The 24,524-nt window shown below is 63.8% G+C and carries 23 protein-coding genes; 13 read left to right on the top strand and 10 right to left on the bottom strand.

What is annotated here, in order from left to right:
* Positions 1–48: 48 nt before the first annotated feature.
* The 4 genes from UB31_RS05580 to UB31_RS05595 form a co-directional block, all read right to left on the bottom strand.
* On the bottom strand, positions 49–1,167 hold the full coding sequence (locus UB31_RS05580) for an SMP-30/gluconolactonase/LRE family protein (protein ID WP_045010120.1): 1,119 nt from the start codon (positions 1,165–1,167) through the stop codon (positions 49–51).
* Positions 1,168–1,296: 129 nt separating this feature from the next.
* The gene (locus UB31_RS05585; protein WP_045009033.1) at positions 1,297–2,211 is read right to left on the bottom strand and encodes an SDR family oxidoreductase; all 915 of its coding nucleotides are present in this window, start codon (positions 2,209–2,211) and stop codon (positions 1,297–1,299) included.
* A gap of 138 nt (positions 2,212–2,349) precedes the next feature.
* Complete coding sequence (locus UB31_RS05590; protein WP_045010121.1) at positions 2,350–3,489, bottom strand: thiolase C-terminal domain-containing protein; 1,140 nt, start codon at positions 3,487–3,489, stop codon at positions 2,350–2,352.
* Positions 3,490–3,492: 3 nt separating this feature from the next.
* Positions 3,493–3,906, bottom strand: coding sequence for a Zn-ribbon domain-containing OB-fold protein (locus UB31_RS05595; RefSeq protein WP_045010122.1), 414 nt, complete (start codon positions 3,904–3,906; stop codon positions 3,493–3,495).
* 176 nt (positions 3,907–4,082) lie between these two features.
* Here UB31_RS05595 and UB31_RS05600 point away from each other — a divergent pair, with 176 nt between their 5' ends.
* From UB31_RS05600 to UB31_RS05620, 5 genes are all read left to right on the top strand, one after another.
* The gene (locus UB31_RS05600) at positions 4,083–5,432 is read left to right on the top strand and encodes an amidase (protein ID WP_045010123.1); all 1,350 of its coding nucleotides are present in this window, start codon (positions 4,083–4,085) and stop codon (positions 5,430–5,432) included.
* Entirely contained in the window at positions 5,425–6,111 is a 687-nt protein-coding gene (locus UB31_RS05605) for a DUF2848 domain-containing protein (protein WP_045010124.1), read from the top strand. The genes UB31_RS05600 and UB31_RS05605 overlap by 8 nt, the downstream gene beginning before the upstream one ends.
* Positions 6,112–6,181: 70 nt before the next feature.
* A complete protein-coding gene (locus tag UB31_RS05610; protein ID WP_045010125.1) occupies positions 6,182–6,928 on the top strand; it encodes a 2OG-Fe(II) oxygenase in 747 nt (248 codons plus the stop codon).
* 9 nt (positions 6,929–6,937) lie between these two features.
* On the top strand, positions 6,938–7,591 hold the full coding sequence (gene alkB, locus UB31_RS05615) for a DNA oxidative demethylase AlkB (protein ID WP_045010126.1): 654 nt from the start codon (positions 6,938–6,940) through the stop codon (positions 7,589–7,591).
* A gap of 53 nt (positions 7,592–7,644) precedes the next feature.
* On the top strand, positions 7,645–8,886 hold the full coding sequence (locus tag UB31_RS05620) for an MFS transporter (RefSeq protein WP_045009040.1): 1,242 nt from the start codon (positions 7,645–7,647) through the stop codon (positions 8,884–8,886).
* Here UB31_RS05620 and UB31_RS05625 read toward each other — a convergent pair.
* The 6 genes from UB31_RS05625 to hpaH are packed head-to-tail and all read right to left on the bottom strand — an operon-like array spanning position 8,864 to position 15,165.
* On the bottom strand, positions 8,864–10,489 hold the full coding sequence (locus UB31_RS05625) for a thiamine pyrophosphate-dependent enzyme (protein WP_045010127.1): 1,626 nt from the start codon (positions 10,487–10,489) through the stop codon (positions 8,864–8,866). The genes UB31_RS05620 and UB31_RS05625 overlap by 23 nt on opposite strands.
* A 26-nt stretch (positions 10,490–10,515) precedes the next feature.
* Positions 10,516–11,385 (bottom strand): fumarylacetoacetate hydrolase family protein, encoded by an 870-nt coding sequence (locus UB31_RS05630; protein WP_045010128.1) that lies wholly within the window; start codon positions 11,383–11,385, stop codon positions 10,516–10,518.
* Positions 11,386–11,388: 3 nt separating this feature from the next.
* Positions 11,389–12,372, bottom strand: a complete 984-nt coding sequence (hpaD, locus tag UB31_RS05635) for a 3,4-dihydroxyphenylacetate 2,3-dioxygenase (protein ID WP_045010129.1) — start codon at positions 12,370–12,372, stop codon at positions 11,389–11,391.
* Positions 12,373–12,397: 25 nt separating this feature from the next.
* The gene (gene hpaE, locus UB31_RS05640) at positions 12,398–13,936 is read right to left on the bottom strand and encodes a 5-carboxymethyl-2-hydroxymuconate semialdehyde dehydrogenase (protein ID WP_045010130.1); all 1,539 of its coding nucleotides are present in this window, start codon (positions 13,934–13,936) and stop codon (positions 12,398–12,400) included.
* On the bottom strand, positions 13,929–14,327 hold the full coding sequence (locus UB31_RS05645) for a 5-carboxymethyl-2-hydroxymuconate Delta-isomerase (protein WP_045010131.1): 399 nt from the start codon (positions 14,325–14,327) through the stop codon (positions 13,929–13,931). Before UB31_RS05645 ends, hpaE begins: the two co-directional genes overlap by 8 nt.
* A 31-nt stretch (positions 14,328–14,358) precedes the next feature.
* The gene (hpaH, locus tag UB31_RS05650) at positions 14,359–15,165 is read right to left on the bottom strand and encodes a 2-oxo-hept-4-ene-1,7-dioate hydratase (protein WP_045010132.1); all 807 of its coding nucleotides are present in this window, start codon (positions 15,163–15,165) and stop codon (positions 14,359–14,361) included.
* A 114-nt stretch (positions 15,166–15,279) separates the two neighbouring features.
* Here hpaH and hpaR point away from each other — a divergent pair, with 114 nt between their 5' ends.
* The 8 genes from hpaR to UB31_RS05690 all read left to right on the top strand — a co-directional run bounded on the left by hpaR (position 15,280) and on the right by UB31_RS05690 (position 24,436).
* The gene (hpaR, locus tag UB31_RS05655; protein WP_045010133.1) at positions 15,280–15,798 is read left to right on the top strand and encodes a homoprotocatechuate degradation operon regulator HpaR; all 519 of its coding nucleotides are present in this window, start codon (positions 15,280–15,282) and stop codon (positions 15,796–15,798) included.
* Positions 15,799–16,095: 297 nt separating this feature from the next.
* The gene (locus UB31_RS05660) at positions 16,096–17,241 is read left to right on the top strand and encodes an ABC transporter substrate-binding protein (protein ID WP_045010134.1); all 1,146 of its coding nucleotides are present in this window, start codon (positions 16,096–16,098) and stop codon (positions 17,239–17,241) included.
* A gap of 240 nt (positions 17,242–17,481) precedes the next feature.
* A complete protein-coding gene (locus tag UB31_RS05665) occupies positions 17,482–18,354 on the top strand; it encodes a branched-chain amino acid ABC transporter permease (RefSeq protein WP_045009049.1) in 873 nt (290 codons plus the stop codon).
* Complete coding sequence (locus UB31_RS05670; RefSeq protein WP_045010135.1) at positions 18,351–20,129, top strand: branched-chain amino acid ABC transporter ATP-binding protein/permease; 1,779 nt, start codon at positions 18,351–18,353, stop codon at positions 20,127–20,129. Before UB31_RS05665 ends, UB31_RS05670 begins: the two co-directional genes overlap by 4 nt.
* Positions 20,129–20,857: an ABC transporter ATP-binding protein gene (locus tag UB31_RS05675; RefSeq protein WP_045009051.1), complete on the top strand. Its 729-nt coding sequence runs from the start codon at positions 20,129–20,131 to the stop codon at positions 20,855–20,857. Before UB31_RS05670 ends, UB31_RS05675 begins: the two co-directional genes overlap by 1 nt.
* Positions 20,858–20,872: 15 nt before the next feature.
* The gene (locus UB31_RS05680; RefSeq protein WP_045010136.1) at positions 20,873–21,958 is read left to right on the top strand and encodes a malate/lactate/ureidoglycolate dehydrogenase; all 1,086 of its coding nucleotides are present in this window, start codon (positions 20,873–20,875) and stop codon (positions 21,956–21,958) included.
* Between the two features lie 115 nt (positions 21,959–22,073).
* The gene (locus UB31_RS05685) at positions 22,074–22,850 is read left to right on the top strand and encodes an HpcH/HpaI aldolase family protein (protein ID WP_045010189.1); all 777 of its coding nucleotides are present in this window, start codon (positions 22,074–22,076) and stop codon (positions 22,848–22,850) included.
* A gap of 62 nt (positions 22,851–22,912) precedes the next feature.
* Positions 22,913–24,436, top strand: a complete 1,524-nt coding sequence (locus UB31_RS05690; RefSeq protein ID WP_045010137.1) for a UxaA family hydrolase — start codon at positions 22,913–22,915, stop codon at positions 24,434–24,436.
* Positions 24,437–24,524: the final 88 nt, after the last annotated feature.

Here is a 24,524-nt window from a genome sequence, read left to right on the forward strand (position 1 = left end):
GGGGCGAGTGGCGAATAGATTCCATTCGCCACTCACCATTCGTGGCACTCAACAGAAATGCGCGCCCTGCGTCTCCACATAGACCGAATAGAGCGACTGGCTCGCGGTCATGAACAGGCGGTTGCGCTTCTTGCCGCCGAAGCAGAGATTGGCGCAGGTCTCGGGCAGCAGGATCTGGCCGATGCGTGCGCCGTCGGTCGACGCGAACACCTGCACGCCGTCATAGCCCGGGCCAACCCAGCCGGCACCGACCCAGATGTTGCCTTCGGTGTCGACACGCATCCCGTCGGGGAAGCCCGACTTGCCGTCGAGCTTCATGTCGATCAGCCGCTTCGGGTTCGATAGTTTCGAGCCGTCGAGATCGTAGGACCACACCACGTTTTCCGCCTGCGGATAGTGTGTGATGCCGGTGTCGCAGACATAGACCTTCTTGTAGTCGTGAGAGAAGGCGATGCCGTTCGGCTTGAACGGCTCGTCGGCGACCTTCGTCAGCTGGCCGGTCTGTGCATCCAGGCGATAGACCGCTTCCTTCTGATAGGGTTGGAGCGAGCCGGTGTTGGCGAGCTTGCCCTCATAGATGCTGATCGCGCCATAGCCGGGATCAGTGAACCAGATCGACTTGTCGTTGGGGTGCACGACCATGTCGTTCGGGCCGTTGAGCGGCTTGCCGTTGGCCTGCTCGGCCAGCGACGTCACCGAACCGTCGTGCTCGTAGCGGACGAGGCGGGTGCGCTCGGCCGTGATCTGGCGTCCCTCGGTGTCGAACGAGTTGCCGTTACCCTCGTTCGACGGCTTGTGGAATTGCTCGGAGATGTGGCCGTCGTCGTCGAGGTAGCGCAGCTGCCGGTTGGCGGGGATGTCGCTCCAGACGAGATATTGTCCTTGCGCATTCCACGCCGGTCCTTCTGCCCAGAGGCAGCCAGTATAGAGCCGCTTGATCGAGGTGTTGCCGACCTTGGCCTTGAAGCGTTTGGGGTCGATGGCGATGATGTCGGGGTCGGGATAACGCTGCGGTTCGGCGTTCGCGCCGAAGTCGCGCGCGTCGGCCTCCGAGACGAGGACGGTGGACGCGGCGAGCGCCGCCGCGCCTCTCAAAATATCGCGGCGGCCGAGGCCGCCGGGTTGCGTTGCAGAAGTGTCGTTGGAGTTGGTCAGTATTCTTGTCATGGTTTCCTCCCAAGATTGTGTTGGGAGGACACCATTCGCTTGCAATCAGGCATAAAGCGGGGCGATCTCCGGACAAGACAACCAGAGATCGCAGGGCAGGGATGCCGGAAATGCGGCTAGACGGGATCCTTACACGGGATCCCAAGGGAAGATGTCGGCGGAACGATCGAGCTTGTAGAACGAGCCCTTCAGCGCCGGCATGCCGTGTTCCGCGATCGACTGCGGTGTCCAGCCTTCGCTCCGGTGCACCGAGCGCAGCGGGCGATTTTGGCTGAACAGGAACAGCTCGTTCATGCGCGCGCCGAAGATTTGCCCCGAGACGTCCTTGGCGGCATCGGAGAGCAGATAGGCGCAGATCGGCGCGATCTTTTCCGGTCCCATCTGCTTGATCTTCTCGACGCGCGCCTTCTCGGCTTCGGTCTCGGTCGGGATGGTGCCGATCATACGGGTCCAAGCGAACGGTGAGACGCAGTTGGAACGGACGTTGAAGCGGCCCATGTCGAGCGCGATCGACTTCGACAGGCCGACGATGCCGAGCTTGGCGGCGGCGTAATTGGCTTGTCCAAAGTTGCCGATCAGGCCCGAGGTCGAGGTGAAGTGCACGAAGGAGCCGGACTCCTGCTCGCGGAAAATCCGCGCCGCGGCGTGCGAGACGTAGAACGAGCCCATCAAATGAACCTTGATGACGGCCTCGAAGGCTTCCACGCTCATCTTGTGAAAGATCATGTCGCGCAAGATGCCGGCATTGTTGACGACGCCGTCGAGCCGGCCGAAATGATCGGTCGCAGTCTTCACGATCTTGCTGGCGGGGATAGCTTCCGCAACCGACTCGAAATTGGGGACGGCCGTGCCGCCGCGCTTCTTGATCTCCTCGACGACCTCCTCAGCTGGCGAAGCGCTCGAGCCCGCACCGTCAGCGGCCCCACCGGGATCGTTGACCACGACCTTGGCGCCTTCCGCCGCGCAAAGTAGCGCGATCTCCCGCCCGATGCCGCGGCCTGCGCCGGTGACGATGACGACCTTGTCTTGCAGTGATTTTGTCATGTGGGTTCTCCGCTAGCCGTTCCAAATTCCGCCGTCATTCCGGGATGCGCCGAAAGGCGCAGGCCCGGAATCCATACTCACGATCGTGGTTATGGATTCCGGGCTCGTCGCTTCGCGCCGCCCCGGAATGACGGACTGCTACCTCTCGTTCGTAAACACGATCGTGCCACTTGCGGCGAACATGCCGCCGACGCCGTGGCACACCGAAATCTTTGCATTCGGCACCTGCGCCGGCGCAATGCCGCGCATCTGGCGCACGCTCTCTTGCAGCGCGTACATGCCGTACATGCCGGAATGCATGTAGGAGAGGCCGCCGCCATTGGTGTTGAGCGGCAGCTTGCCGCCGGGCCGCGTATTGCCGTCGGCGATGAACTTGCCGGTCTCTTCGTGCGGCATGAAGCCGAGATCGCCGAGGCCGAACAGCGGCAGATGCGCAAAGGCATCGTAGATCATGAGATGGTCGACATCCCTGTGCGCGATGCCGGCCTCCCTGAAGGCCAGCGGCCCCGCGGTTTTGAACGCGCGCGAGGAATTAAAAGTCTCCATCTGGCTGACCATCGGCGTTTCCACGCTCTCGCCGGTGCCCATGATGTAGACAGGCTTGCGCGGAAAGTCCCTGGCGCGGTCGGCCGAGGTCAGGATCAGCGCGCCGCCGCCGTCGGTAACGAGGCAGCATTGCAGCAGCCGGAACGGATAGGCGATCATGCGTGAGTTGAGGACGTCGGCGACCGTGATCGGGTCCTTCATCATCGCGCGCGGATTTTTGGCGGCCCATTCGCGCTGCACGACAGCAACCGAGGCAAGCTGCTCATGGGTGATGCCGTAGGTCTTCATGAAGCGCAGCACGGGAATCGGGAACATGCTGGGCGGCCCGTAGACGCCGAACGGTGCCTCGAACTGGCCTTGCAGGCTGTCGGCGGGGATCGAGCGCGGTGCCTTGCCGATCATCGACTTGCCGCTCTCGGCATGCGTGATCAGCACGGTCTTGCACAGCCCGGCCTCGATCGCCGCCGCCGCGTGGCGGACATGCAGCATGAACGAGCAGCCGCCGACCGAGGTGCCGTCGACCCAGGTCGGCTTGATGCCGAGATAATGGCAGACCTGCTGCGGCGTCTCGACCGCGGTTGCAAAGCCGTCGATGTCGGAGAGTTTTAGCCCGGCATCAGCAATGGCATTGAGCGCGGCATCCGCATGAAGCTGGAGCTGCGACACGTTGGGGATGACACCGAGTTCTGTGGTCTCGGCAGCGCCGACGACGGCGACCTGGTTGCTGCGCATGGCCTATCCCTTCGCCGGACGGAACACGGGGAGGCTGATCTTGTCGTCGAGTGTCTCGAAGGCGACTTCGAGTTTCATGTTGAGCTCGAGCGCTTCCGGCGTTTGCGGGCAGTCGATGATGTTGCTCATCATCCGCGGCCCCTCCGCAAGCTCGACCACCGCGATCGCGTAAGGCGGCGTGAAGCCGGGCGCGGCTGGGCGGTGATTGATTACGTAGCTGTACAGAAAGCCCTTGCCGCTCGCCTTGAAGATGCTGACCTTGCGTGAGGCGCAGGACGGGCAGAACGGGCGCGGCGGGAAATAGACATGCGCGCAGGCGTCGCAGCGTTGCAGGCGCAACTCGCCTGCTTTGGTGCCATCCCAGAAATGCTGGGTTTCGGGTGTCGGTTTCGGTCGCGCGCGCTGCGGTTCGGCCATGTCGGCAAGCCCTCCCAAAGACAGGCTTCGCGCCCGCCCGTTTCGTTTCTGATGCGACAATCGACCATGGCGCGTCAACGGTCCAGCAATGTGCATGCATGCCATCATGCGCACAATGCTTGTGTCGAACTGAGCCGGCGCTATAGATTGCGCGCGCAATATTCCGTGAGACAGACATGCCCGATTTTCCGACACTGGCGAAGCTCGCCGAAGACCTCGAAAGTGGCCGCACCACCTCCCGCAAGCTGGTCGAGGCGTGCATCGCCAGGATCGCCGATCCCGCCGGCGAGGGCCAGCGCACCTTCATCCATGTCGACAAGGACGCCGCGCTCGCGGCCGCGGATGCCATGGATGCCTTGCGCAAGGTGAAGGCGGCACCGTCGCGCTATGCCGGTATCCCGGTCTCGATCAAGGATCTCTTCGACATCAAGGGCCAGGTCACGCGCGCCGGCTCCCGCGCGCTCGACGATTCCCCGCCAGCCGAGCAGGATGCCCCGACGGTGGCGCGGCTACGCAAGGCCGGCTTTGTCGTGATCGGGCGGACCAACATGACCGAGTTCGCCTATTCCGGCATCGGCATCAATCCGCATTACGGCACGCCGAAAGGCGCCTGGAACCGGGCCGAGGGCCACGTGCCCGGCGGCTCCTCCTCGGGTGCCGCGGTGTCCGTGCTCGACGGCATGGCGCATGGCGCGCTTGGCACCGACACCGGAGGCTCCTGCCGGATTCCGGCCACCTTCAACGGCATCGTCGGCTACAAGCCGACGCAGCGTCGTGTGCCGCTCGACGGTGCGGTGCCGCTGTCGTTCTCGCTCGACAGCATTGGCCCCTTGGCGCGATCGGTCAGTTGCTGTGCCATACTCGATGCGGTGCTTGCCAACGAGCCGATCGTCGCGCTGAAGCCGCGTCCCGTAAAGGGCATGCGGCTGGCGGTGCCGACCACGATCGCGCTCGACGACATCGACGCCGAAGTCGCCGTGACGTTCGAGCGGGCGCTGAGGACGCTTTCCGATCACGGCGCCATCATCGAGCGTATCGAGATGGCGGAGTTCCACGACATCGGGCCGATGAACGCGAAGGGTGGCTTTGCCGCCTCCGAGAGTTTTGCGTGGCATCGCTATCTCATCACGTCCAAGGGCGATGTCTATGATCCCCGCGTTTCCGTGCGGATCATGCGCGGCGAGGCGCAGAGCGCGGCCGACTATATCGATCTCCTCAACGAGCGCCGTTCGCTGATCGCGCGCGTCAATGCGCGCATTGCGCCCTATGACGCGCTGGTGCTGCCGACCACTGCCAATACGCCGCCGAAGATCGCCGATCTCGCCGACGACAAGGCGTTCACCATCCAGAATCTGCGCGCGCTGCGCAATTGCACCCTGATCAACATGATCGACGGTTGCGCCATTTCGCTGCCTGCGCATCGCGAGGGCGAAATTCCCGTCGGCCTGATGCTGGCGGGTAGCGGCGGATCCGACCGTCGTATTTTCGAACTTGCTGCCGGCATGGAGGCCGTAATTCGTGTTTGACCTGACTTTCACCGTCGACGCAGAGGATACCACCACGCCGCTGACCTTGGCGATCGACCAGATGGTCATCGCCGGCTGGACCGGCCGCGATCCAGTCGCGCGCGACAAGCACATCGCCGAGCTGCAAGAGATGGGCATTGCCCCGCCGGCCTCGACGCCGATCTACTACCGCGCCTCGGCGCGGCGTTTGACACAGGAAGACGGCATCGAATGCTGCGGCGGCGACTCGTCTGGCGAGGTCGAGTTCGTGCTGATCGGCTGGCAGGGCCGCATCTTCGTCGGCTGCGGCTCCGACCATACCGACCGCAAGGTCGAGGCCTACAACGTCACGGTGTCCAAGCAGATGTGCGACAAGCCGATCGCAACGACGCTGTGGGAACTCGAAGACGTGATCGGCCACTGGGACAAGATGATCCTGCGCTCCTACGCCACCATCAAGGGCGAGCGCGTGCTCTACCAGGAGGGCACGCTGGACGCGATGCTGCCGGTCGACGACCTCATCGCGCGCGGCTTCGAGGGTGGGAAGTTTCCCGATGGCTGCGCCATGTTCGGCGGCACCTTCGCCGCCAAGGGCGGCATCCGCCCGGCCGACCGCTTCGAGTTCGAGCTGGAGGACCCCGTGCTGAAGCGCACGATCAAGCACGGGTATGACGTGGTGACGCTGCCGGTGCTGGGCTGAGGCGCAATGACGAGGAGATAGTCGGAAATCGGGTGGCGGAGAGCGGGGCGGTCTTGCGAAAGTCAGAGCCATGACAGCAACAGCACACAAATCGCCTCACTCCCCGTCAGCGGATCTCGCCACCCGCGTCGAGGCCCTCGACTGGCCCCAAATCACCGCCGAGCTTGACTCTCAGGGCTCCGCCGTCCTGAAAGGCCTGCTGGAGCCCGACCAATGCCACGCCATCTCCGCCCTCTATCCCGACGACTCCCACTTCCGCAGCCGCATCGTCATGGGCCGTCACGGCTTTGGCCGCGGCGAGTACAAATATTTCTCCTATCCGCTGCCCGACCTGATCGCGCAATTGCGCCCGGCGCTCTACGTGCATCTGCAAGGCGTCGCCAATCGCTGGAACGAGGCGATGGGGATCGACATTCGCTATCCCGCCGCGCATGCGGCGTTTCTGAAGCGTTGCCACGAGGCGGGTCAGCCACGGCCGACGCCGCTGCTGCTGCAATATGAGGCCGGTGACTTCAACTGCCTGCACCAGGACCTCTACGGCGAGCACGTGTTCCCGCTTCAGGTCGCGATCCTCTTGTCGGAGCCGGGCCGCGATTTCACCGGCGGCGAATTCGTGCTGACAGAACAACGCCCGCGCATGCAGTCTCGCGCGGAAGTGGTGCCGCTCACGCAGGGTGACGCGGTTGCGTTTGCCGTGCATCATCGTCCGGTGAAGGGGACACGCGGCACCTATCGCGTTAATCTCCGCCATGGCGTCAGCCGGATCAGGTCCGGCCAGCGCCATACGGTGGGTGTGATCTTTCATGATGCCAAATGAGCGCGACGATTGACAGCTGATTTGTTCGACAGGGTTGCCGAAGCCCAACCGTCGCGCGAGGAGATCGCTGACGGTGCCGTCTTGTTGCGCGGCTTCGTCAAGCCGATCGAGAGCGAGCTGATCGAAGCCGTGCGCGCCATCGTGGTGCAGTCGCCGTTTCGGCGGATGACCACGCCCGGCGGCCATCTGATGTCGGTGGCGATGACGAATTGCGGCGAACGCGGCTGGATCACCGACCACACCGGCTATCGCTACGATCCCATCGATCCGCGAACCGAGGCGCCATGGCCGGCGATGCCGCCGGTGTTGCGCGATTTGGCCCGCCGTGCGGCGGAGCAGGGCGGCTTCACCGGCTTTGCGCCCGATGCGTGCCTCGTCAATCGCTACGAGCCCGGCACGCGCTTGTCGTTGCATCAGGACAAGGATGAGTTGGACTATTCGGCGCCGATCGTCTCGGTGTCGCTGGGCCTGCCCGCGACCTTCCTGTTCGGCGGCATGGCGCGCGCCGACAAGCCGCGCCGTTTCCGCCTCGTCCATGGCGATGTTGTGGTGTGGGGCGGCCCGTCCCGGCTCGCCTATCACGGCGTCGCGCCACTCGCCGACGGCGAGCATGCGCTGCTCGGTCGGAAGCGGATCAATTTGACCTTCCGCCGGACGCGCTGACGCGTTTCTTCGCTGGCCTCGCTCGGCTAAGCTCTGGGCGGGGAGGCGGCGACATGACGACAGCACGGCTCACGGCTGACACCGGGACGGCCAGCCGCACCGGCCTGTATCTGGCCGCGCTGCAACTGGTGTTCACGCTGGGCTGGACCACCTACGTCATCTATCTGCCGAAGCTCGCCGCCGAGGTCGGCATCGCGCCATCAGCCGTCATCCTCATCCTGATGCTGGACCAGGCGATCTTCACCATTGCCGACACGGCGATGGGGATCGCCGCGGACAGGCTCGCGCCCTATGTCGGCAGGCTTGGCCTGTTCGTCGGACTCGTGGCCGCGATCTCCTGCGGCGCGTTCGTTGCGATGCCCTTCGTTGCCGGCGTCGGCGCGGCAGCGCAGGTCTGGTTGATCGCGCTGATCGTGATCTGGTCGATCACCTCGTCTGCCTTGCGGGCGCCGCCGCTGACCTTGCTCGGCAAATATCGTGCGCGGCCGCAGGTGCCGTTCCTCGCCGCTCTCGCGATGCTCGGCTACGGCGTTGCCGGCGCTGTCTCGCCCTATCTCGGCGTGGTCATGCGAGAGCATGACGCGCGGCTGCCGTTCGTGATCTCCAGCGTCGTGCTGCTGCTCACGGCGCTGGGGCTGTCGCGGATCGAACACGATGTGGCGCGGGACACGTCATCGCTCACACCGGCCGAGGTGGCAAAGCCGCTCGGCCTGACGTCCATCGTCTTCATCGTCGCGACGATAGCGCTGGCGCTCGGCTATCAACTGCACTTTGCCATGAACAGCGCGCCGTTCTATCTGCGCTTTGTCAAGCCAGACGATCTGCCATGGCTGATGCCGGTGTTCTGGATCGGCTTCAACATCGCGATGTTTCCGGCAAGCCTCGTCGTCAAGCATCGCGGCGGCCTGATTGTGATGGGTGCGGCCGGGCTCCTCGGAGCGGTTGCGATCGCTGCGGCCGAATTCGCCGGCAGCCTCAACACGCTGATCGCTGCACAATTTCTCGCCGGGGCCGCGTGGGGCTGCATGCTGATGAGCGCGATCTCGGCCGCGCTCGCGATCGGCTCGACCGGCGCGGAAGGAAAGGTGACGGGCCTCGTCTTCTCCGCGCTGGCGCTCGGCACCTTCGCGCGGATGGCGGCGGTTGCCGGGGGCTTGCAGAAGATGCCGGACTACGCGCCGCTGCTGCACTGGGCGCCGGTCGCCTGCTGGTCGGTCGCAGGCGCAGGCCTCCTGGTGATCGCGGCGGCGCGGCTACAGGGTGGTGCTCATCTCAAGGCTTCGGCGGGTGAATGAACGCCCACGGGCTGACTTCCGAATCCCGCGTCACCTCCACCGAGATCAGATATGGCCCGCCATGCGCGAGCGCCTTCTCCATCGCCGCCTTGAACTGATCCGGCGCGGTGACGCGCGCAGCAGCCACGCCAAACGACTCCGCAAGCTTGACGAAATCCGGATTGACGAGATCCGACGCCACCACGCGGCCGTCAAAGCGTTCGCGCTGGTCGCGGCGGACGTTGCCATAAGCGTTGTTGTTGAACACCAGCGTCACCACGCCGATGTTGAACTGCACCGCGGTGGCAAGCTCCTGCACGCCGAACATGAAGCCGCCGTCGCCGGTAATCGCCACCACTGGCTTGTCGGGGTTGGCCACCTTGGCGCCGAGCGCGGTCGGGAAGCCTGAGCCGAGCGTGCCTTGATAGCCTGAGGTGATGAAGGTGCGCGGCTCGTAGATCGGAAAGCCGTACCAGGAGGCAAAGCCGAACTGCGACAGCTCATCAGTGACGATCGCGTTCGCCGGCAGCACTTCGCGCAGGATATTGAGATACGCCATCTGCGGCTGGATGCGCTGGATTTCCTGTTGTGCGGTCGCCGTGGCCTCGCGGATCGCGGCACGGCGGCCGGCGGTCTTGCTATAACCCGCCTTGCTGACGGCAGCGGCGAGATCGGCGGTCGCCGTCTTGGCATCGGCGACGATCGCGGTGTCTGAGATGAACCGCCGCATCTCGACGGGATCGATGTCGATGCGGATGCTCTTCAACCCGTCGGGGCGATACGGCCAGCGCGACATGGTCGGCAGCTCAAGCCGCGTGCCGATGCCGATCATCAGATCGGTCTTGGCCCACAGTCTGTAGGCGGCTGCCATGGTCAGCCCGAGCTCGTGTGCATTGGACACGATGCCGCGGCCGCTGCGGAACGCAACAACGGGCGCATCGATCATCTCGGCAAGTTCGAGGATCTCGTCACCTGCCTCGATCGCACCGCTGCCGACGAAGATCATCGGTGCCTTGCTGTTTTTGATGAGCGCAGCCGCCTGCTTGATCAGATCAGGGTCGGGCCGCGGTGCGGGCAATGGCTCCAGCACATGTGCTGCCGCGGTGTCGCCGCGCTGGGTGAAGATGTCCCAGGGCATCTCCACCGAGGCCGGACCGCGCCGCCCGGACGTCATTTCCTGGAACGCGCGCGCCACGGTGGTCGGCGCGTTGCCCGGCGTTTCGATCCGGTCAGCCCACTTCACGTAGGTGCGCAAGGTGGCGAGCTGGTCCGGCATCTCGTGCAGATGGCCGCGGCCCTTGCCAAGAAACTGCGTCGGCACCTGGCCGGTGACGCACAGCACCGGCTCGTTGCAGCCATATGCGGTGAGCAGCGCCGCGCTGGCGTTGAGCACGCCGGGGCCGGGCACCACGCTGAACACGCCGGGCCTGCCGCTGGAGCGTGCGTAACCGAACGCCATGTAGCCGCAGGCCTGCTCGTGCCGTGCGCCGATCACCTTGAGCTGGGCCTGGTGAAAGGCGTCGAACAGGCCGTAGACTTGCGCGCCAGGTAGGCCGAACACGGTGTCGACACCGTGGGCGACAAGGCCGCTTACGATCGCTTCGCCGCCGGTGAGGGTGGTCATTGTACTATTCTCACTTCAATTGTTGGTCAGGCTTCGTCGACGACGCCGTTGCGCAAACTTCCGATGCCTTCGGCTTCGACCTCAATCACGTCGCCCGGCTTCAGATAGCGCGGCGGATCGAACCGCGCACCGGCGCCGGTCGGCGTGCCCGTGACGATGATATCGCCGGGGACGAGCGTTGCGAAGGTCGAGATGTAGCTGATGAGGGTGCGGAACGGAAACATCAACCGGCTGGTGCGGTCATCCTGCCGCAGCTCACCGTTGACGTGCGTGGTGAGACGAATGTCGGCGATCTGGGATTCCTTTGTGTAAGGCACGAGCCAAGGACCGAGGCTGCCGCTGGAATCAAAGTTCTTGCCTTGGGTGACGTTGAACTTGCCGTGGCGCAGCCAGTCGCGCACCGAGCCCTCGTTGCAAAGGGTCAACGCCGCGATGTGGTCGAGCGCCGCACTTTCCGGAACATGCCGGCCAGCCTTGCCAATCACCAGCACGATCTCGCCCTCATAGTCGAGCTGCGCCGACGCACGCGGGCGCACCAGCGGCGTCTCATGGCCGACGAAGGATCGCGTCGAGCGCATGAACATGCTCGGATATTTCGGCGCGTCCTGGCCGTCCTTGTACTCGGCATTGCGGTCGGGATAGTTGACGCCGATGCAGATGATCTTCTCCGGCGCAGGGATTGGCGGCAACCAGGTGATGTCACCGAGCGCATGGTCCGGCGTGCGGCCGGCCGCCTCTTCGGCGAGGCTCGCGAGCTTTCCTGCGGCGATCACCTCGCGCAGCGTCGGATAGTTTTTGGCGTGGTGCGGGGAGAGATCGACGATGCCTCCCTCCAAGACGGCGCCGTAGCGGGTTTCACTTTTGACGGAGTAGGTGGCGAGGCGAGGGAGCTTCATGGCTTAATCCGCCACCAGTACATCGGCTACGAATTTCGGCTCACGTACGGCCTGACCCGCGAATGGCGAGCCCTGCTCGAACCAGGAGCGCGGGGCCGGTGCGCCCCACAGTGTCTGGCGGCGCGGATCGCGCAGCGACCAGCGCAGCGGCTCATGGTCGTGATCGCCGGTGAAATAATCGCTGGTGTAGAGCTCCAGCCGATGCCCATCGGGATCGCGGACGTACAGGAAAAAGGCGTTCGAAATGCCGTGACGTCCCGGCCCGCGCTCGATGTTCTTCACGAAACCAGCGGAGGCCATCACGTCGCAGAGATGGATGATGTTCATCGCCGTCGGTGTCCAATAGGCGAAGTGATGCAGCCGCGGGCCTTTGCCGTTGGTGATGGCGAAGTCGTGGACGTTGCCCTTGCGATGCATCCAGGCGGCGGCGATGCGGCCGTTCGGGCCATCCTCCTCGGCATATTCAGTGAGGCGGAAGCCGAGCCGGGCATAGAAATCGACCGTGTCCTGCACTTCGGCGGCGAAGACGTTGAAATGGTCGAGCCGCTGCGGATGGCAGCCCTTGTAAAGGTCGAAGCGACGCAGCAGATGCGGCCGCCGGTCCATCGATGCATAGAGCTCGATCTGGAAGCCAAAGGGATCGGTGAATTGCAGCGTGCGGCCCTGGAACGGCTGGTCGACGAAGGCGTAGCCAAGACCATTCTCGGAGAGAAACTTTGCGGCCTTGTCGAGATCGCCGTCATTGCCGACCTTGAAGCCGAGCCGGTTGCAGGCCGGTACTGCGGCCTTGCGCAGCACCAGCGAGTGATGCTGATGCTCTTCAGCGGCGCGCAGGTAGACGAAATTGTCATCGGCGTCCTCGACATGCAGGCCGACAATGGTCTCGTAGAACGCGCGGCTCAGCTTCAAATCGGTCACGTCGAGCACGACGTGGCTCGAACGGATGATGTTGAAGGGCGGCTCGAAAATGTGTTGCGGTACCGGCATTGCGTTTCCCCCGGAATGACGTGTCCTACATTCCCAGTTTCTGAATCTTGTGCGTGCCTCGCGCCAGCGAGACGTGCTTGGTCTCCATGTAGAAGTCGAACGAGTAATCACCGCCGTCGCGGCCGATGCCGGAGGCCTTCATGCCGCCGAACGGCGTCGGCAGGTGGCGGACGTTTTCAGAATTCAGCCAGATCATGCCGGCCTCTAACGCATCGGCGACGCGCAAGCTCCGGCCGACATCGTTGGTCCAGACATAGCCGGTGAGGCCATAGCGGATGTCGTTGGCGATCTCGATGGCGTCTGCTTCATCACGGAAGGGCAGCACGGTGAGGAAGGGGCCGAACACCTCCTCCTGCGCGACGCGCATCTTGCCATGCGCACCGGTGACCAGCGTTGGCTCGACGTAATGTCCGCCGCCCGGCCCGTCATAGGCCTTGCCGCCGACAGCAATCGTCGCGCCGTCCTGGCGCGCGACGTCGAAATAGGAGCAGACCTTGGCCAGATGCCGCTCATGGATCAGCGGCCCGATTTCGGTGGCGGGATCGAGGGGATGGCCGACCTTCAGCGCCTTCACGCGCGCGGTCAGCTTCTCCACGAATTTCTCGGCAATGCTCGCCTGGATCAGCAGACGGCTCGACGACGTGCAGCGCTCGCCATTGAGCGAGTAGATCATGAACACGACGGCATCGAGCGCGCGGTCGAGGTCGGCATCGTCGAACACGATCACGGGATTCTTGCCGCCGAGCTCGAAATGCACGCGCTTCAGCGTCGGTGCGCCCTGAACCATGATCGCAGATCCCGTCGCGCTCTCGCCGACGAAGCCGATTGCCCTGATCGCCGGATGCTCCGTTAGTGCCTTGCCGGCCTCTTCACCAAAGCCGTGCACGGTGTTGAGCACGCCGTCGGGAACGCCGGCCTCCTTGACGAGCTTTGCCAGAATGGCGGCCGTCACCGGCGACCATTCGGCCGGCTTGTGCACGACGGTGCAGCCGGCCGCCAGCGCAGGGGCGATCTTCCAGGTCGAGAGCATGAACGGCGTGTTCCACGGCGTGATCACGCCCACCGGGCCGATCGGCACGCGGGTCGAGACGTTCCAATGCTCATCGCTCGGCGTGTTCTGGCCATCGCGCGCTTCGGCGCATTTGTCGGCGAAGAAGCGAAAGTTTTCGGCGGCGCGGATCGCGGCCTTGGCCATGAAGCGATAGGCCTGGCCGGTGTCGATGCATTCCAGCACGGCGATGTCTTCGGCATTGTCCTCGATGGCGTCGGCGACCCGATGCAGCAGCTTCTTTCGCATCGCAGGCCCCATGTCGCGCCAGGATTTGAAAGCCAGCGCAGCCGCGGTCGCGGCGGCGTCGATGTCCTCCGCATTGCCGCGGGCGACGCTTGCGAGCACCGCGCCATCGACCGGAGACTTCGTCTCGAACGTCTCGCCGGAGATCGAGGGGACGGTCTTGCCGTCGATCATGTGGCCGATGCCGTCGGCGCGCAGCTTCTTCAGCAGCGGCGCGACGCGCTCGCGGTTGGCCTGGAACACATCGGCTTTGGGTGTGGGCTTATCCATGGGCGGCCTCCACTTTCAGGGCGTCGTGGATGTTGTTGCGCTTCCAGCTGGTGTCCTTGTCGTTGATCTGCATGTCGAACGACAGGGCAAATTTCGAACCTGCGAAGACAGGATCGAGATGCCGGGAGAGGGCGTTGAAAACGTGCTCGCCGGCTGTCTTGCGGGTCGGCAGATCGCGGCCCTCGCCGATGCGCAGCAGCATGTCGAGGAAGCCGTAATCCTGCCGGGCATCTGCAATCGCATAATGCTCGCACCTGATAGCGCGGACGCGGATGCCGCCGAGCGGGAAGATGCCGGTCTCGACCGCCGCCTTGCGCACCACTTCGCAGACCGCGCCGATGTCGAGGCGGCCATCGAGATTGGCCGAATATTCGATCGTGAAATGCGGCATGGCGGTTTCACTCCCCGTATATTTTTGTTCGTCAGGCGAAGTAGCAGCTCACTGAACCGTAGGCGCCATAATCGGCTTGAATTGTGTCGCCCTTGCGGGTCTCGATCGGTCGGATGAAGGAGCCGGCGAGCACGATTTGGCCGGGCTCAAGCGCAAGGCCGAGTGGCGCGATCTTGTTGGCGAGCCAGGCCACGGCAGTGGCGGGATGATTGAGCACACCGGCGGCAAGGCCGGTTTCTTCAAGCTGGCCATTCCTAAAGCAGAGCGCGCCGATCCAGCGCAGGTCAGCCTCCAGCGGGCGGATCGGCCGCCCGCCGAGGACGATGCCGGCATTCGCCGCATTGTCAGCGATGGTGTCGAAGATTTTACGTGTCGCCTTGGTCCTGGGATCGACGCGCTCGATCCGCGTATCCAGAATCTCAAGCGCCGGCACCACGAAGTCGGTGGCGTTGAGCACGTCGAACATCGTGCAGTCGGGCCCGGTGAGCCGCTTGCTCATGATGAAGGCGAGCTCGGCTTCGACGCGGGTGGCGATGAAGCGCTCGGTCGGGACCAGCCCTCCATCGGCAAAGAACATGTCGTCGAGCAGCACGCCGGAATCCGGCTCGTTGATGTCAAGCGCACTCTGCATCGCCTTCGAGGTCAGGCCGATCTTGTGGCCTTTGACGACGCGTCCCTCAGCGATCTTGACGTCGACCCACGCCTTCTGAATCGCGTAGGCATCGGCCATGCTGATGTCGGGAAAATCCTGCGAGAGCTGCCGGATCTGCGTGCGGGTTTTCTCCGCCTGGTGCAGACGGCTCGCGCAAGCTTGGATATCGTGATGGGAGAGCGCCATGCGCAGTCTCTGAAATGTGGGTGCCGGGAGATAATTAACATGTTAAGTGAATTCGTCAAACCCCATTCCGGCGTGTTGCAGTGCAAACATTTTCGGGTTTGAGGACAGGGCGTCATGGCGAAGAGACCGGCTGATCCGACCAACGCAAACGCGCCCGGCGCACGGCAGGTGCCGATGCGCGACTTCTCGCGCTCGTTGCCGATGTCGCTGTTGCGAGCTCGCGAGGCTGTGATGCGGCAATTTCGTCCCTCGCTGCGCGAGCACGGTCTGACCGAGCAGCAATGGCGCATCCTCCGTGCGCTCGCCGCCATCGAGGCCGCCGAGGTCACGGAACTCGCGCGCACCGCGTTTCTGCTCGGACCAAGCTTGTCGCGCATCCTGCGCGATCTCGAGGCGCGCAATTTGATCGAGCGTAAGACCGCGAAAGCCGACCAGCGCCGCAGCATGGTCTCGATCTCGGAGAAGGGCGTGAAGCTGATGGCCTCCGTCGCACCGTCCTCGGAAGCGATCTATGCCGAGATCACGCGGCGTTTTGGTGCACGCAAGCTCGCCGAGTTGCAGGAGATGCTGGGGCAGTTGGAATTGTGTCTCGCGACGACTGAGGCGCGTGACGAGATCACGGACGATGCGTGACGGCAAATTTGCATGATGACTTGCCGATCATGCATGACTGTCGTCATTGCTTAGCGCTTGGGCAGCCCGGGCGAAGCGAAAAGCCCCGCAAAACTCGCTGAGAATAGACAGCCTGCGCGGGTGTTAAACATCATTAGGGGCGCTCTCTGCGTACTTAGTCGATGTTGGCGCAATATCAATTTACTCGTACTGGCAGAATTCGTAAGTAGCATCCGGCTCTGTATTCAGCGATAGAGCCAAAACAGAGCTAAAGACAAAGAAGGGCCGACAAGGATGCCCGGCCCCAGGGAGGAATGAATGAAACTGACGAGACGCGATTTCGCGACCGGAATTGCTGCCGGTATTGCCGCGCCATACCTCATCAAAAGCGCAAAGGCGCAGGCCGCCACCCTCAAGATCGGCATGTGTGCGCCCGTCACCGGGCCCGCCGCTGAATCCGGCGGCTACGCCATCAAGGGCGCCAGGCTCGCGCTCGAAGCCGTCAACAAGGCCGGCGGCATTCTGGGAAAACAGGGCGAATTGATCGTCGAGGACGATCAGACCACCAATCCCGGCATCGTGCTCGCCTTCTCCAAGCTTGCCTCTCAACCTGATATCGTCGGCTTCCTCGGCTCGATCCGTTCGACCCAGGTGCATGCGATGGCGCCCGACGTGATCAAGCTCGGCAAGCCCGTGATGATCGGCGGCACCGATCCGAACCTTACCCATATGGGCAATCAGTGGCTGTTCCGCTGCCGTCCCAATGACAGCTATTCCGGTCGCGTCATCGCCGAGTTCGGCGTCAATACGCTCGGCAAGAAGAAATGGGCCGTGCTGCACTCGACCGACGCCTTCGGCACCGCCGGCGGCAAGGCGCTGAGCGGCGCGCTGGAAAAGCTCGGTGCTCCGTCGGTGCTCGACCAGGGCTATGCCAACCAGAGCCAGGACTTCACGCCCGTCGTGCTCGCGATCAAGCAGTCCGGCGCCGACATTCTCGGCTCTTACTTCACCTTCGAGAACGATCTCGGCATCTTTGCGCGCCAGCTCCGTCAGCTCGGCGTGAATATCCCGTGGGTCGGTTCACCCTCGATCACCAACGTCACCGCACTGAAGCTCGCCGGTCCCGCGCTCTACAACACCTACGGCGTGGCCGACTATGCGGAGGATTCCAGCGAGGGTTCGAAGGCGTTCGGCAAGATCTACCGTGATGCGGTCAAGGTCGCGCCCGACAACCAGAGCTCCTGGACCTTCGATGCCATCAACGTCTTGTCGGCGGCGATCAACAAGGCCGGCTCAACCGATCCCGGCAAGATCCGCGAAGCCATCCTGGCAACCAGGAAGTTCGCCGGTGCCGAGGGCGAATACAATTTCGACCAGAACGGCGACGGTCTGCACGGCTACAACGTCGTGAAGAACGAGAAGGGCAACATCGTGTTCGACAAGCACATCGAGTTCAACGATTGACCGGGGGCAGGGACGCACGAACGGATGGGTTCCCTCCCCCCTTGCGGGGGAGGGTAAGGGAGAGGGGTAAGCCGCACAAGCGGTGTTTGTGGCTTACCCCTCTCTCCAGCTCTCCCCCGCAAGGGGGGAGAGAGCCCTAACACCTCCCGTGCGGCCTTTAACGAGATGCTGTGAACACGACAGCCACTCCGCTCCGGTCGGCACCGCAATATTCGCTTCCTCTCCAACAGATCGCTTGTCATGGATCTCGCCCTACAATTGCTCTTTACCGGCATCGGTATCGGCGCCGTCTACGCGCTCGTCGCGCTCGGCTTCGTGCTGATTTTCCGAGCCACCAATGTGGTGAATTTTGCCCAGGGCGAATTCTCCATGGTTGCGGCCTATCTGATGGTCGTCGCGGTTGAGGCCGGTCTGCCCTATTGGGCGGCCTTCATCGTCGCGCTGCTCGGCATGGCGCTGCTCGGTGTCGTCTTCAATCTCGGCGTCTATTATCCGCTGCGCCACCGCACCTATCTGCCGGTGATCATTGCGACGATCGGCGCGTCGATCCTTATGGCCAATTCCGTGCTCGCGATCTACGGCCCGCAGCCGCAGGTGCTGGAAGGCTGGTTTGAAACGCCGGGCATCCAGGTCGGCCCGGTCTATCTCGACAGCCAGTATCTCCTCATCATCGGCGTCACCATCTGCCTCGTGATCTTCAATTTCTGGTTCTTCGAGAAGACGCTGCTCGGCAAGAAGCTGCAGGCGACCTCGCAGGACAAGGAAATGGCCTCGCTGCTCGGCATTTCCGTCTCTACGATGATCATGATCACCTTCATCTATTCGGCGGTGCTTGGCGGCCTCGCCGGCATCCTCGTCGCGCCCGTGCTGTTCGTCTCAATCCAGATGGGCTCGACGATCGCGCTCAAGGCATTCGCCGCAACCATCATCGGCGGCTTCGGCGACGTCGCCGGCGCCATCATCGGCGGCCTCGCGCTCGGCGTGATCGAGACCTTTGGCGCCGCCTATATCTCGGTGCCTTACAAGGACGGTTTTGCGTTCCTGGTTCTGATCGCCTTCCTGATCTTCCGGCCGCAGGGCATCTTTGGCGAACGCGTGGCGGAGAAGGCATGAGCGCTCCCAGCGACAACATGCCGATTCCGGCACCCGCTATCCATTCGAAGCCGCTGCTGGTCCGGCACCTGCCGTACTTCATCGGCGCGGCCGTCCTGGTCGTCGTCGCGGCCAACATGAACTTCGATGGATACGTTCACAACATCCTGCTCCAGGCCACGACGTTCGCGATCGCGGTGTTCGGGCTCTCGGTGGTGCTCGGCCTGTGCGGTCAGATCAATCTGGCGCAGGCCGCCTTCTTCGGCCTTGGTGCTTACGCGGTCGGCATCGGGACGACCGATCTGCATGTCAGCTTCTGGCTGTGTCTCGTCGGCGGCAGCGTGATCTCGATGTTGGCCGGCGCCTTCCTGGGCATGTCGACCTTGCGGCTTGGCGGCCATTATCTCGCGATGGTCACGATCTCGTTCCAGCAGATCGTCACATTGGTGATGATCAATGCGATCTGGCTGACGCATGGTCCCGACGGCGTCTCCAACATCAAGCGTCCCGATCTGTTTCAGACCTCGCAGAGCTATCTTGCATTCTGCGTCGCGATGCTGGCGATCGTCGGCTATCTGGTCTGGCATCTCCCCGACACCAAGCTCGGCCGCGCCATGCGCGCGGTGCGCGACAACGAGCTCGCGGCCGGCGTCAACGGCATCGACGTCTTCCGCACAAAGATCTACGCGTTTGCGCTGTGCGCTCTTCTCGGCGGACTCGCCGGCGGCCTGTTCGCCGGCGGCTTCGCCTATGTCAGCCCCGATCAGTTCTCGTTTGCGGAATCGATCGTGTTCCTGACCATGTCGCTGCTCGGCGGCGTTGCTTCGCCGATCGGCTCGACGATCGGTACGGGTCTCCTCATCCTGATCCCGGAATGGCTGCGCTTCCTCAAGAGCGTGCCGGGCCTTTACCTTGCGATCTACGGCCTGTTCGTGATCCTGATCATCCGTTTCATGCCCGACGGCATTTGGGGCTTTGTCGCTGATGCCTTCACGCGCTGGCGCGCCAAGATCAAGACGCCGCCGGCAGCCAACGCCTTGCAGTTGAAGCCGGCGACGATCGGTGGCGATACGGTGCTGGAAGTCACCGGCCTGTCGAAGCACTTCGGTGGCCTCAAGGCGGTCGATGGCGTCGATATCGCCGTGAAACGCGGCGGCGTGCATGCGCTGATCGGACCGAACGGCTCGGGCAAGACCACGACGCTCAACGTGCTCTCGGGGCTCTATGTCGCTACGGCCGGCAAGATCGTGCTCGATGGCACCGACATCACCCACATGCCGCCGCATCAGCGCACGGCTTCGGGTCTCGGGCGTACGTTCCAGAACATCCGCCTGTTCCGTTCGATGACGGCGCTGGAGAATGTCGAGATCGGCGCCGAGCGGCCCGGCAACACCATGGTCGGGAAGGGCGATGACGCCTTGACCGAGCGCGCGATGGAGGCGCTGACCTTCGTCGGCCTCGGCAGTCGCGCCAACGAGCTGATATCGAGCTTTTCCTACGGCCATCAGCGGCTGATCGAGATCGCCCGCGCGCTCGCCTCGAACCCGACGCTGCTCTTGCTCGACGAGCCCGCGGCCGGCCTCAACTCGACCGAGAAGCTCGAGCTGCACGAGCTGCTCAAGCGCATCGCCGCCCAAGGTTTGACCATCCTGATCATCGATCACGACATGACGCTGGTCTCGGAAGCGGCCCAGCACATCACCGTGCTCAACTTCGGACGCCGCATCGCGGACGGCGAATCCATGGCCGTGCTGCGTCATCCCGACGTCGTCTCCGCCTATCTCGGGAGCGAATGATGCCGTTGCTCGAAATCCGCAATCTGGTGGTGCGCTACGGCGAGATCGAAGCGCTGCGCGGCGTCACCTGCGCCGTCGAAGAGGGGCAGGTGGTGACGCTGCTCGGCGCCAACGGTGCCGGCAAGTCGACCACGCTGCGCGCCATCTCGGGGCTCGCAAAACCGACATCCGGCGAGATACTGTACGACGGCAAGTCGATCGCAGGCCTCGGCCCGGAAGCCATCGTTCGCATGGGCATCTCACACGTGCCGGAAGGCCGTCGCGTTTTCCCGGGTCTGACCGTGAAAGAGAACATCATGCTCGGGGCCTCCAATCGCCGGGCCGCGACCTCGGAGATCTCGCGCGAGGCAGATGCGATGTTCGACCTGTTCCCGGACATCAGGAAGTTCACCAACGCGTTGGGCTGGACCCTGTCCGGCGGCCAGTTGCAGATGGTGGCGGTCGCGCGCGGGCTGATGGCCAAGCCGCGGCTTCTCTTGCTGGACGAGCCATCGCTCGGCCTTGCACCTGTCATCGTGCAGGCCGTGTTCAAGATCATTTCCGAGATCAGGCGCAACACGACCGTCCTGCTCGTCGAGCAGAATGCGCGCATGGGCTTGTCGGTCGCCGATTACGGCTACGTGCTCGAGACCGGCCGCATCGTGCTCGGCGGCAAACCCGACGAGCTCTGGGGCAACGAGGCTATCCGCGCCGCCTATCTCGGCGGTCATGCCAAGGTGAGTGCGTAATCGGAGGGGCCGTCGATGGTCACGATCCAGGTCCAGAACCTCATCGATTTCGTCGCCGAGGTGTTCGGCCACGCTGAGTCCTCTCCGGAGGAAGCAAAGCGGATCGCGACTTATCTCACCACGGCAAACCTCACCGGCCATGACAGCCACGGCGTGATCCGCGTCCCCGTCTACATCCGCTGGAAGAAGACGGGCTTTGTGGTCCCGAACCAGACCGCCGAGATCGTCGTCGACACGCCCTCGCTCGCGGTCGTTGATGGCAAGTTCGGCTACGGCCAGACCGTGACGCCGCAGGCGGTCAAAATCGGCATCGACAAGTGCAAGAAAGCGGGCCTCGCCGCTGTTGCACTGCGCAATGCCGGCCATATCGGCCGCGTCGGCGACTGGGCGGAAATGGCGGCCGCCGAAGGTCTGGTCTCCGTGCATTTCGTCAATGCTGCCGGCTCGCTGCTGGTGGCGCCGTTCGGCGGCGTCGAGAAGCGGCTGTCGACCGCGCCTTATTGCGTCGGCATCCCGCGCGAGGGACAGGATCCGATCGTGCTGGACTTCGCGACCTCGATTGTTGCCGAAGGCAAGGTGCTGGTCGCAAGCCGCGGCGGCAAGAAGCTGCCGAAGGGCGCGCTGGTCGATGCTGATGGCTCCTTAAGCGAGGACCCCGCCGTGCTCTACGGGCCCTACACGCCGGAAGGCGCGCGCGATCACACCAAGGGAACAGGCGCGATCCGTGCTTTCGGCGACCACAAGGGCTCGGGTCTCGCCTTTATCTGCGAGCTGCTCGGCGGCGCGCTGACCGGAACCGGGGCCACTTCGGGCGGCCGGCGCTTCGCCAACGGCATGCTGGCGTTCTACATCGATCCGAAGGTGGTCGATACCTCCCATGTCTTCGATGCAGAGGTGTCGCGCTATGCCGACTTCATCCGCGCCACCAAGCCGGTGGGCGGGGTCGATCAGGTGCTGATTCCCGGCGATCCCGAGCGGAAAACGCGGGCCGAGCGCACCAAGAACGGCGTCCCCTTGCCGGATGACACCTGGGCGGCGATAGTGAACACCGCCCGCGAGGTTGGCGTCAGCGAAGTCAGCATCCAGCGGGCAACGGCATAGGTCTCGTGTCATTGCGAGCGTAGCGCGGCGATCCGGTTGGCGGTAACAACGGGATCGTGCTGTCGCGGCGCTCGTCATGGTGACGAAGGTCCCAACAACAAAGAAGGAAGGCAACGTGGCGAACAAGGTCAAGGAAATCTGGAAGTCGGGCAAGGCCGTGGTCAACGCGTGGCTTGCGATTCCCTCGGGCTTCTCGGCCGAGATGATCGCGCAATGCGGCTTCGACAGCGTCACCGTCGACATGCAGCATGGCGTGCAGGATTATTTGTCGATGGTGCAGTGCTTCCAGGCCATGGACAAGCATCCGATCACGCCGATGGTCCGCGTGCCCTGGAACGAGCCCGGTATCATCGGCAAGGTGCTCGACGGCGGCGCCTATGGCGTGATCTGCCCGATGGTCAACACGCCGCAGGAAGCCAAGAACCTCGTCTCCTATTCCAAATACCCCCCGAAGGGCGTCCGCTCCAACGGTCCGATCCGCGCCGGCATGTACGGCACCGCGGGCTCCTACCAGAAGACGGCGAACGACGACATCGTGCTGCTACCGATGATGGAGACCAAAACCGCGGTCGAGAACATGGAAGCGATCTTCGACGTCGAAGGTATTGACGGCGTCTATATTGGCCCGTCCGATCTCGGCTTCTCCTATGGCCTCGAGCCGAAGCTCGATCGTACTGAGCCGGAGATCCTCGCGATCTACGACAAGATCATCAAGGAGAGCAGCAAGCGCGGCCTCAACGCCGGCATCCATTGCAGCGGCGCCGAAGGTGCGGCGCGCGCCATCAACATGGGCTTCAAGCTGGTGACGCTGTCGAACGAGGTCGGCCTGATGACGACCTACGCCAAGATGCAGGTCAACGCGACCCGCAAGGATTCGGCCGGCAAGGCCTGATATCCTCTCCCTCTCCCCGCTCCTGCGGGGAGAGGTGAACTACGAAGACCAAGGAGACTCCCATGACCATCAGCCCCGTCATCCGCCTGCATTCCGATGATGGCGTGCTGATCGCACGCGCGAGCCTGCCGCCCGGTACATTGGTGGCCGACGGCGTGACGACGGTTGAACGCATTCCTTCCGGCCACAAGGTCGCGATCAGGCCGATCGCGGTGGGCGAGCCGGTGATACGCTACGGCCAGATCATCGGCTTTGCGACCGTGCCGATCGCGCCGGGCCAGCACGTGCATGTGCAGAACATCGGCATGGGCGACTTCGCCAAGGACTATGCCTATTGCGCCGACGTCAAGCCGACGCCGAATTTCGATCTGCGGGCGACCTTCGAAGGCATCCGCCGTCCGGACGGCCGCGTCGCGACGCGCAACTATATCGGCATCCTCACCTCGGTGAATTGCAGCGCGCATGTCGCAAGCCTCGTTGCCGACGTCTTCAAGAAGAATCCGTTTACCGGCGACAATCCGCTGGCTGACTTTCCCAATGTCGACGGCGTGGTTGCGCTGACTCACAAGACCGGCTGCGGCATGACGCAGAACGAGCCCTTAGCGCTGCTTCGCCGCACGCTCGGCGGCTATGCGCGGCACGTCAACTTCTCTCATGTGATCGTGCTCGGCCTCGGCTGCGAGGTGAACCAGATCGGCGGCCTGATGGAGGAGCAGAAGCTCGCCGGCCGGCTGCGCGCGATGGACATTCAGGAGGTCGGCGGCACCCGCAAGACGGTGGAGGCCGGCATTGCCTTCGTGCGCGAAGCACTTGCGGATTCCAACAAGGTCAAGCGCGAGTCCGTGCCGGTGAGCGAATTGACCGTGGCGCTGCAATGCGGCGGCTCCGACGGCTATTCCGGTGTGTCGGCCAATCCTGCGCTTGGCGCAGCCAGCGATCTCATCGTGCGTCACGGCGGCACAGTGATCCTGTCGGAGACGCCCGAGACCTACGGCGCCGAGCATCTGCTCACGCGCCGCGCCGTCAGCCGCGAAGTCGGCGAGAAGCTGGTCGATCTCATGCGCTGGTGGGACGAATACACCGCGCGCGAAGGCGCCGAGATGAACGCCAATCCGAGCCCCGGCAACAAGGCCGGTGGCCTCACCACCATTTTGGAAAAGTCGCTCGGCGCGATGGCCAAGGCCGGCACCACCAATCTCGTCGACGTCTTGCGCTATGCCGAGCCGGTGACCAAGAAGGGTTTCGTGTTCATGGACACGCCCGGCTACGATCCCGTCGCAGCCACGGGCCAGGTCGCGGGCGGGGCCAACCTCGTCTGTTTCACCACCGGCCGCGGCAGCGTATTCGGCTGCAAGCCGGCGCCGTCGATCAAGCTCGCGACCAACACGCCCATGTACAAGCGCATGGAAGACGACATGGACGTCAATTGCGGCACCATCCTCGAGGGCGAGGAGAGCGTCCAGCAATGCGGCCAGCGCATCTTCGATCTCATCCTCAAGACCGCCTCCGGCCAGCCGACCAAGAGCGAAAGCTTCGATTTCGGCGGTGCCGAGTTCGCGCCCTGGGTGCTCGGCGCGACGATGTAATGCGCGGGTAGCCCGTGCCATAGGCACGGTCTGCCCGTTGTTAGTGCTTGATCGCGATCACCAGCGGTGTTCTGCTCAAAAAAGCTGC

The organism is Bradyrhizobium sp. LTSP849 (assembly GCF_000938255.1).
Classification (GTDB): domain Bacteria; phylum Pseudomonadota; class Alphaproteobacteria; order Rhizobiales; family Xanthobacteraceae; genus Bradyrhizobium.